Origin of the sequence: Parvibaculum sp. (assembly GCF_035511255.1) — a bacterium.
GTDB lineage: Bacteria > Pseudomonadota > Alphaproteobacteria > Parvibaculales > Parvibaculaceae > Parvibaculum.
Map to the genome: position 1 here is coordinate 1 of NZ_DATKFR010000495.1, position 1597 is coordinate 1597.

Annotated in this window: 2 pseudogenes; one reads left to right on the forward strand and one right to left on the reverse strand. The window is 62.7% G+C overall.

From position 1 onward, the window contains the following. Window positions 1-1018: pseudogene (locus VMR03_RS18400) on the forward strand (acetyl-CoA hydrolase/transferase C-terminal domain-containing protein); the annotation flags it as partial. A gap of 14 nt (window positions 1019-1032) precedes the next feature. Here the strand turns inward: VMR03_RS18400 and VMR03_RS18405 are convergent. Beyond that, window positions 1033-1597: pseudogene (locus VMR03_RS18405) on the reverse strand (hypothetical protein); the annotation flags it as partial.

Below are 1597 nucleotides of genomic sequence, written 5' to 3' on the forward strand. Positions count from 1 at the left end.
GCCGCGCGGCTGAACACGGCATCGCTCGCCGGCTTCCAGATGCAGGACGCGCCTTTCGACAAGGGCCTCTTCGGGTCGAGCGAAATGCTCGTCGACTCCTTCCTCGAACTCATCAAGGCCGGGGTCCTGAAGCGCGAAGTCGACGGCGCCCTTTTACATGGCGGCTTTTTTTGTCGGCCCAAAGAGCTTCTACAAGGCATTGCGGGAGATGCCCGAGGATCTGCGATCGAAGATCCGCATGAAACCCATTTCCTATGTCAATGAACTCTACGGCAACGAGGAGGAAAAACGCCGTGCCCGCGTCGGCGGCCGTTTCGTCAACAGCGCAATGATGGCGACGCTGCTCGGCGCGGTCGTCTCCGACGGCACCGAAGACGGCCGTATCGTCAGCGGCGTCGGCGGACAGTACAACTTCGTCGCCCAGGCCTTTGCGCTCGACGATGCACGCTCGATCATCACCCTGCGCTCGACTCGGGAAAGCGGCGGCAAGGTAGTTTCCAACATCCGCTGGTCCTACGGCCACACGACGATCCCGCGCCATCTGCGCGATGTCGTCGTCACCGAATATGGCGTCGCCGACCTTCGTGGAAAGACCGATCGCGATTGCGTTGCGGCGATGCTCGCAATTGCGGATTCGCGGTTCCAGGCGGGCCTGCTCGCCGAGGCGAAGAAAGCCGGGAAGATCGAACAGACCTATGAAATCCCTTCGGCACGGCGCGACAACAAGCCGGAGAGGATCGAAGAGGCACTGTCGGATATGCGCGACGCGGGATTGTTGGCGCCATTTCCCTTCGGCACCGACTTCACGGAAACCGAGCTACGCCTTCTGCCGGCTCTCCAGACCCTGAAAGCCGCATCTGAAGCGCCGCTGAAGCTCGTGCCCTTGATCGCGAGCGGTCTGTCGAGCCGCCCCTCCGCCGCCGACCGCGAATGCCTTTCTCGCATGGAGCTCGACCGCCCGCGAGGCTTGAAGGATCGGTTCTACGCCCTTCTTCTGCGCGGCGCTCTTGCGCGCTGACTTCGTCCGCCGCCTCAATCTCCACCCGCGACCACAGGCCCACCGCTCAGCGACTTGCGTGCGAACCAGACAAGTCCGACAAGCAGAAGCACGAGCCATCCCGACAGCCAGAAATAATCGTCGGATGCGAGAAGATAGGCCTGGCCGACGAGACTGCGCGTGAGAATGCCCAGGGCCTGCGCGTCCGGTATACCCATCGCATGCAGCGAAGACAGCGCGTTCTGCATCGTTGGGTCGTAAATGCTCGACGCCTCCGCCAGCCGGCTCTGATGCAGCGCCTCCCGTCTGTCCCACAGTGTCGTTGTCAGCGATGTGGCGAAGCCGCCCGCCGTGATGCGGATGAAATTGTAAAGACCGGACGCCGCCGGGATGCGTTGCGGATCGATGCCGTTGAGCGCGATGGTCAGCAGGGCCACGAAGAAGAAGCTCATGGCGATGCCCTGCACCAGAAGCGGCATGACGAAGGCGCCGAAGCTCGCATCCGAGGTGAGGCCGGCCCGCATGAAATAGGACAGCGAGAACATGATGAGCGAAAAGCTCGCACTCCAGCGGGCGTCCACGCGCGACATGATGCGCGCT